The organism is Stenotrophomonas maltophilia (genome assembly GCF_002799245.1).
In the GTDB taxonomy this organism is placed as follows: Bacteria; Pseudomonadota; Gammaproteobacteria; order Xanthomonadales; family Xanthomonadaceae; genus Stenotrophomonas; species Stenotrophomonas maltophilia_S.
In genome coordinates, this window is sequence record NZ_NEQV01000004.1 from 530,453 (window position 1) to 537,472 (window position 7,020).

Annotated in this window: 6 protein-coding genes; 4 read left to right on the plus strand and 2 right to left on the minus strand. The window is 66.9% G+C overall.

Annotated elements, in window-relative coordinates; all coding sequences use genetic code 11:
* Positions 1-41 precede the first annotated feature (41 nt).
* The 3 genes from B9Y64_RS14770 to B9Y64_RS14780 all read left to right on the plus strand — a co-directional run bounded on the left by B9Y64_RS14770 (position 42) and on the right by B9Y64_RS14780 (position 2,452).
* Positions 42-842, plus strand: a complete 801-nt coding sequence (locus B9Y64_RS14770; RefSeq protein WP_100441345.1) for an exodeoxyribonuclease III — start codon at positions 42-44, stop codon at positions 840-842.
* Positions 839-2,143, plus strand: a complete 1,305-nt coding sequence (locus B9Y64_RS14775) for an AmpG family muropeptide MFS transporter (RefSeq protein ID WP_100441346.1) — start codon at positions 839-841, stop codon at positions 2,141-2,143. Before B9Y64_RS14770 ends, B9Y64_RS14775 begins: the two co-directional genes overlap by 4 nt.
* A 78-nt stretch (positions 2,144-2,221) precedes the next feature.
* Positions 2,222-2,452 (plus strand): hypothetical protein, encoded by a 231-nt coding sequence (locus tag B9Y64_RS14780; protein WP_005420465.1) that lies wholly within the window; start codon positions 2,222-2,224, stop codon positions 2,450-2,452.
* Between the two features lie 50 nt (positions 2,453-2,502).
* Here the strand turns inward: B9Y64_RS14780 and B9Y64_RS14785 are convergent, their stop codons facing one another.
* Positions 2,503-3,630, minus strand: coding sequence for an anhydro-N-acetylmuramic acid kinase (locus B9Y64_RS14785; protein WP_100441374.1), 1,128 nt, complete (start codon positions 3,628-3,630; stop codon positions 2,503-2,505).
* A gap of 65 nt (positions 3,631-3,695) precedes the next feature.
* Entirely contained in the window at positions 3,696-5,168 is a 1,473-nt protein-coding gene (locus B9Y64_RS14790; protein ID WP_100441347.1) for a M23 family metallopeptidase, read from the minus strand.
* Between the two features lie 167 nt (positions 5,169-5,335).
* Between B9Y64_RS14790 and tyrS the strand changes: the two genes are divergently transcribed.
* The gene (gene tyrS / locus B9Y64_RS14795) at positions 5,336-6,547 is read left to right on the plus strand and encodes a tyrosine--tRNA ligase (protein ID WP_100441348.1); all 1,212 of its coding nucleotides are present in this window, start codon (positions 5,336-5,338) and stop codon (positions 6,545-6,547) included.
* The last annotated feature ends 473 nt before the right edge of the window (positions 6,548-7,020 follow it).

Below are 7,020 nucleotides of genomic sequence, written 5' to 3' on the forward strand. Positions count from 1 at the left end.
AACCGGTATGCTTGCCCGGTTTCCCGCCGCAGGTCCCCCGCATGCGCATCATCAGTTTCAATGCCAATGGCATCCGTTCCGCCGCGACCAAGGGCTTCCTCGACTGGTTCCGTGCCCAGGACGCCGACGTCCTGTGCATCCAGGAGACCAAGGCCCAGGAAGACCAGCTGACCGACCCGATGTTCCGTCCGGATGGCCATCACTGTTTCTACCGTGATGCCATCACCAAGAAGGGCTACAGCGGTGTCGCGATCTACAGCAAGCGCGAGCCGGACCAGGTCATCACCTCGCTGGGCTGGGCTCCGTTCGACGACGAAGGCCGCTACATCGAGGCGCGCTACGGCAATCTCAGCGTGGTCTCCTTCTATATTCCCTCCGGCAGCTCGGGCGACCTGCGCCAGGGTTTCAAGTTCGAAGTGATGGAATGGCTGCGGCCGATCCTTGAGGAGTGGGCGCGCAGCGGCCGCGATTACGTGCTGTGCGGCGACTGGAACATCGTGCGTTCGGCGCTGGACATCAAGAACTGGAAGTCCAACCAGAAGAACTCCGGCTGCCTGCCGGAAGAGCGCGACTGGCTCAACGCCCTGTGCGCCGACCATGGTCAGGCCACCGATGTCGCTTCCGGCCGTGGCTGGGCCGATGCTTACCGCCTGCTCAACCCCACCGGCGAGGACTACACCTGGTGGAGCAACCGCGGCGCAGCCCGCGCCAACAATGTCGGTTGGCGCATCGACTACCAGTTCATCACCCCGGGCCTGCGTGACCGCCTGCGCAGCTGCTCGATCTACCGCGACGAGCGCTTCTCCGACCACGCCCCGTTCATCGTGGACTACGACCTGTGACCGAGGCCGCCACGCCGGCCAGCTACAAGGGCTGGGCAGGCATCAAGCGGGCCTTCGGTACCCCGTCGGCGCTGACCATGGCCATGCTTGGCTTCGGCAGCGGCCTGCCGTTCCTGCTGATTGCCTCGCAGACCCTGTCCACGCGCCTGCGCGACGTAGGCCTGGACCTGGGCAGCATCGGCCTGATCAGCCTGGCCAGCTTCTTCTACCTGCTCAAGTTCCTGTGGGCGCCGCTGCTGGACCGCTATGCGTTCCCGCTGCTGGGCGGGCTGGGTCGCCGTCGTTCCTGGCTGCTGGTATCGCAGGTGCTGGTGCTGGTCGGCCTGGTCGCACTGGCGTTCGTGCGGCCGGAACAGGGTGTCTGGCCGCTGGTGATGTGGGTGCTGGTGGCGTCCTTCGCGGGCGCCACCCAGGACTCCGCCGTCGATGCCTATCGCATCGAGATCGCACCGCAGGCGGCCCAGGCTGCGCTGGCTGCCACCTATACGCTGGGCTACCGGATCGGCCTGATCCTGGCCGGTGCCGGCGCGCTCTACCTGGCCCAGTTCGAAGGCTGGATCGTTGCCTACCTGGCGATGGCCGCGCTGATGCTGCTGCCGATCGTCACCACCCTGCTGTGCGCCGAACCGGAGCGCCCGGCCACGGCCGTGCAGCGCCGCATCGATATCGCCGAAGCCTTCGTCCAGCCCATCTCCAGCTTCTTCAGCCGCAATGGCGTCGCGCTGGCACTGGTGCTGCTGGCCTTCGTCGGCCTGTTCAAGTTCCCCGATCAGGTGATCGGGGTGATGGCCGGGCCGTTCTATCTCGATTCGGGCTTCGACAAGGCCGACATCGCTACCGTCTCCAAGCTGTTCGGCGTGTGGATGGGCATCGGCGGTGCGTTCCTGGGCGGTATCGCGGTGGCCGCATTCGGCTTCCGGCGCATGCTGCTGGTGGCCGCACTGGGCGTGGCGCTGTCCAACCTGGCCTTCCTGCTGATGGCGCACAACCCGGGCAAGCTGTGGGCGTTCTATGCCGCGCTCAGTGCCGACAACCTGTTCCAGGGCTTTGCCGGCACCGTGCTGGTGGCCTTCATGTCGTCGCTGACCGACCGCAACTTCACCGCCACCCAGTACGCGCTGCTGGTGTCGCTGGCCAACCTGCCGGGCAAGTTCGTCGGCGGTGTCTCCGGCTATATCGTCGAAGCCACGTCCTACAGCACGTTCTTCATCCTCAGCTCGATCACCGTGGTGCCGACCCTGCTGCTGCTGGCGTGGCTGTGGCCGCGGATCGCCGACCGCGGGCCGCCGCCGGTGGCCTGATTGCCTGCCTGCCCGGACTGCGGGATCATCGCCCCCGACGCGCCGAGGGGGCGGTGCCTTGCGAACGGGGAAGTGAGCATGGCCGACGTTGTGCTGCGGGACCTGGACCCGCTGCTGCTGGAACGCATCCGACGAGTCGCGGTCGCCCGCGGCTGGACCCACGAACAGACCTGCGCCGCCTTGCTGGAGCAGGGCCTGTTCAGCAGTGAACTGGAGGTCCGCTCCGGCTTCGGCGATCCCGAAGTGGACGCCCTCTCTGACGCCATCGCCGCCCTGCAGGCCTTGCCCGCAGGGCAGGGCTTCGATTAGCGGCCGCGCCGCAATGCTGTAGAGCCGAGCCCACGCTCGGCTGCTTCTGCTCACGCCAGATGAATCGCGCCCAGGATCCGCGGGCCCGTCGCCCCGGTCACGCTCGGCAGGTTGCCGGCCAACCCGTCCATCGTCCGCTGCGCCAGCCAGGCGAAGCCCATCGCCTCGACATACTCCGGGTCCAGCCCATGCACCGCGCTGGACTCCACCTGCACCTCCGGCAGCCGCGCCGCCAGCCGCTTCATCAGCTGCCGGTTGCGCACCCCGCCGCCACAGACCAGCAGGCGCCGGGTCCGCGGCTGCTGCGCCAGCAGCGCATCGGCTACCGTCGCCACGGTCAGCTCCAGCAGGGTGGCCTGCACGTCGGCAGCGGCGTATTCGCCTTCGCCCATGTGGGCCTCGGCCCAGGCCAGGTGGAACTGTTCGCGCCCGGTGCTCTTCGGCGGCGGCAGCGCGAACCACGGCTCCGAACGCCAGCCGGCCAGCAGGCCCTCGTCCACCGCGCCACTGGCAGCGTACGCGCCATCGGCATCGAAGGTGCGGCCGGTATGACGCTGGCACCAGGCATCCATCAGCGCATTGGCCGGGCCGGTATCGAAGCCACGCACCGCGCCTTCGCGCGGGATCAGGGTCAGATTGGCGATGCCGCCCAGGTTGAGCACCGCGCGGTCTTCATCGGCGGTGCCCAGCATGCCCAGGTGGAAGGCCGGCATCAGCGGTGCGCCATGGCCACCGGCCGCCACGTCGCGGCGGCGGAAGTCGGACACCGTGGTGATCCCGGTCAGTTCGGCGATGCGGTTGCCGTCGCCCAGCTGCACGGTGAAGGCGGGGTTGGCCAGCGGGCGGTGGCGCACGGTCTGGCCGTGCGAGCCGATCGCGCGCACCTGGCTGCGGTCCACGCCGGCCTCGGCCAGCAGCTGGTTGGCCGCCCCGGCAAAGTTGATCGCGATCCGCGCGTCCAGCTCGCCCAGCTCCTCCAGCGAATCCAGCGGCCCACCTTCAACCAGCGCCACCAGCCGCGCACGCAGCACCGGTTCCCAGCGAGCGGTCAGGCCATGCACGAAGCGGCAGCCACCGCCCGCGGGGAACTGCACCAGCGCGGCGTCGATGCCGTCGGCGCTGGTGCCCGACATCAGGCCAAGGTACAGGGGGGCGTCAGCGTCGGCAGTCGTGTTCATGGCAGGCATAAAAAAAGGACGCGGCAAGCTTGGGCTGCCGCGTCCTTCTTCGTCAACGCAGGGGCTCAGCCGCGCTTGCGGCTGCTGGACGGCTTGTCCTTGGCGCTGGCCACCTCGGGGGCAGCCTCGTCGCGGCTGGTCGGCGCCGGGCTGGCGTCGGCGTAGATCAGCTTCTCCATGCCCTGGATGCGGGCCATCGCCGGCGCGGTCTGCGCGCGGAACGCGACCAGCTCGGCGCCCTTCAGCGGCTCCGGCGGCGGCATGGTCACGGTGAGCGGGTTGCGGTGTTCGCCGTTGACGCGGAATTCGTAGTGCAGGTGCGGGCCGGTCGCCAGGCCGGTCGAGCCGACATAGCCGATCACCGTGCCCTGGGCCACGCGCTGGCCGGCCTTGATGTTCGCAAAGCGCGACATGTGGCCGTACAGGGTGGTGTGGCCGCGGCCATGGTCGAGGATCACCACATTGCCGTAGCCGTTCTGCACGCCGGCAAACTGCACGCGGGCGTCGCCGGCGGCCATGATCGGGGTGCCGGTGCGGGCGGCGTAGTCCACGCCCTTGTGCATGCGCATCTTGCCCAGCACCGGGTGCTTGCGCGCGCCGAAGGTCGAGCTCAGCCGCGCGAACGGGATCGGCATGCGGATGAAGCTCTTCTTCAGCGAGCGGCCGTTGATGTCGTAGTACTCGGACTTGCCGTTGCGGTCGAAGCGGAAGCCGGAATAGGTCTTGCCCCCGGTGGTGAAGGTCGCCGCCAGGATCTTGCTGGTGTCCACCTTCTCGCCTTCGCGCCAGGTTTCATCCATCACCACGCTGAAGCGGTCGCCCGGCTGCAGGTCCTTGGAGAAGTCGATGTCGTACTTGAAGATGTCGTCGGTCATCGTCGCGATCGCCGACGGCGACAGCCCGGCCCGTCGGGCCGCGGCATACAGCGAACTGGTGATCTCGCCGCTGGTGACCACGGTGCGCGTGGAGGTCTCGCGCTTGGTCACCTTCTCCTTGATGTCATCGCCGGCCAGGCTCAGTTCCACCCGGTTGTCGGCATCGCGGTCGAAACGGATGCTGCGCAGGTCGCCGGACAGCGGCATGTCGAAGGCGATCTCGGCGCCGGGGCGCAGCTTGGTCAGCGCCTCGCGTGCACCGGGATGGTCCAGCACCCGGTGCAGGGTGGTGGCCGGAATGCCGGCCTGGTCGAACAGGTCGCTCAGGGTCTGGCCACGCTGCACGCGCAGCACCTGCCAGCTGTCGCCCGGCACCTGCTGCTGGCGGGCCATGGTCAGCGGCGGCAACGGCAGCGCCAGGCTGGTGTGGCTGTCGGCGTACGGCGCATCGATGGTGTGCGAGAAGCCGGGGACGATCGTCGCCACCAGGGCGCCGATGGTCGCAAACAGGCTGGCGTGCATCCAATGGCGGCGGGTCCAGCGCTCATTGAAGGCGGCGGGAAGGTGTTGCCTGAGCTTCCGATGCAGGGCGTTGTCGTGCAGGACGTGGAGGCGTTCCTGGAAGCGCTGCTTGCGTGCGCGCCCTTGTTCGGAATTGTGCATCGGCGGTTTTTTCCTGGCGGCCCGGGAGCGCGGGCCTGATCGCCGGTTACCATAGACACCTGAGAAAACCGCGTCAAACCCTTGTGCCCATTGGCTTTTGTGAAGCCAATCGGGTTAACTTTGCTTTAACACCCCACACAAGAATCGGCGTTGCCGGGAGTAGTCACGTGTCCTCGATTGAAGAAGCCCTTGCCCTGATCGGCCGCGGTGCCGACGAGATCCTCAAGCTCGAGGATCTGCGTGCGCGCCTGCAGGAAGGCCGCCCGTTGCGGATCAAGGCCGGCTTCGACCCCACTGCGCCCGACCTGCACCTGGGCCATACGGTGCTGCTGAACAAGATGCGCCAGTTCCAGGACCTCGGCCACCAGGTCATTTTCCTGATCGGCGACTTCACCGGCATGATCGGCGACCCCTCGGGCAAGAGCCTGACCCGCAAGCCGCTCAGCCGCGATGACGTGCTGGCCAACGCCCGTACCTACGAGGAACAGGTGTTCAAGGTGCTGGACCGCAGCCGTACCGAAGTCCGCTTCAACTCGGAGTGGTTCGGCAAGATGGGCGCGGCCGACATGATCCGCCTGGCCGGGCAGCACACCGTGGCGCGCATGCTCGAGCGCGACGACTTCGCCAAGCGCTATGCCGCCCAGCAGTCCATCGCCATCCACGAGTTCCTGTACCCGCTGGTGCAGGGCTACGACTCGGTGGCCCTGGAGGCCGACGTCGAGCTTGGCGGTACCGACCAGAAGTTCAACCTGCTGATGGGCCGCGGCCTGCAAGAACACCACGGCCAGAAGCCGCAGGTGGTGCTGACCATGCCGTTGCTGGAAGGCCTGGACGGCGTCAACAAGATGTCCAAGTCGCTGGGCAACTACATTGGCATCAGCGAGCCGGCCATCGATATCGTCACCAAGACCATGAAGGTGGACGACACCCTGATGTGGCGCTGGATCGAACTGCTGTCCTTCGACATCGGCCAGGCCGAAGCCGTGCAGCTGCGTGAGCAGGTGGCCAATGGCGGCCTGAACCCGCGCGTGGTCAAGCTGCGCCTGGCACGTGAACTGGCGACCCGCTTCCACGACGCCGCGGCCGCCGAGCAGGCGGTCGCCGGCTGGGAAGCGGCGGTGACCGGGCAGGGCGACATCACCCAGCTGCCGTTGCAGGACGTGGCGATCCCGGCCGAAGGCCTGCGCATCGCCGCGTTGCTGACGGCGGCCGGGCTGACCCCGAGCAACTCCGAAGCCAATCGCAAGCTCAAGGAGCGCGCGGTCAAGGTGGACGGCGAAGTGGTCGAAGACGGCCAGCAGGTGTTGCAGCCGGGCTTTGAGGGCCTGCTGCAGGTCGGCAAGCGCACGTTCGCCCGCGTGCGCCTGGTCACTGCCTGACACAAAGCAAGGGCCGGCGTCAGCCGGCCCTTGCTTATGCTCTTGTAGAGCCGGGCATCTGCTCGGCTGCTCTTCGCGGATTCCTTCCGCAAGGCGCGACGGATGAACGGATGCAACATCCGTTGAAAAAAATCGCCACACCCCCTTCACAAATGATCCAAATGGGGACATACTTCTCCTCCCCCGTCGCAGGGGTCGCCACCAAGGGGCTTCAGCGACAACAGGGCGCCCACTACCGCCGAACGAGATGATCGAACGAAGGTGTTGACGGACTGAAAAAGTCTGGCATAATGGGCGGCTCGCTACGAAGGAAACTTCGCAGCACACGGGAACGGCGCTGAGGCCGCTTCCCCTGATCTTTGAAAGTATGCGCAGGTATCTTGTGAAGGCGCCTGCAGGAAGGATGATTGTCCATCTTGCAGACGTTTGATCAAGCAACTATTAATTGTTTTAAAGCAAGCGATACGTTGCCA

What these genes read in the sequence shown, in the direction of transcription:
- B9Y64_RS14770 (WP_100441345.1), top strand. Translation starts at nt 42, where the DNA reads ATGCGCATCATCAGTTTCAATGCCAATGGCATCCGTTCCGCCGCGACC.
- B9Y64_RS14780 (WP_005420465.1), top strand. Translation starts at nt 2,222, where the DNA reads ATGGCCGACGTTGTGCTGCGGGACCTGGACCCGCTGCTGCTGGAACGC.
- B9Y64_RS14785 (WP_100441374.1), bottom strand. Translation starts at nt 3,630, where the DNA reads ATGAACACGACTGCCGACGCTGACGCCCCCCTGTACCTTGGCCTGATG.
- B9Y64_RS14790 (WP_100441347.1), bottom strand. Translation starts at nt 5,168, where the DNA reads ATGCACAATTCCGAACAAGGGCGCGCACGCAAGCAGCGCTTCCAGGAA.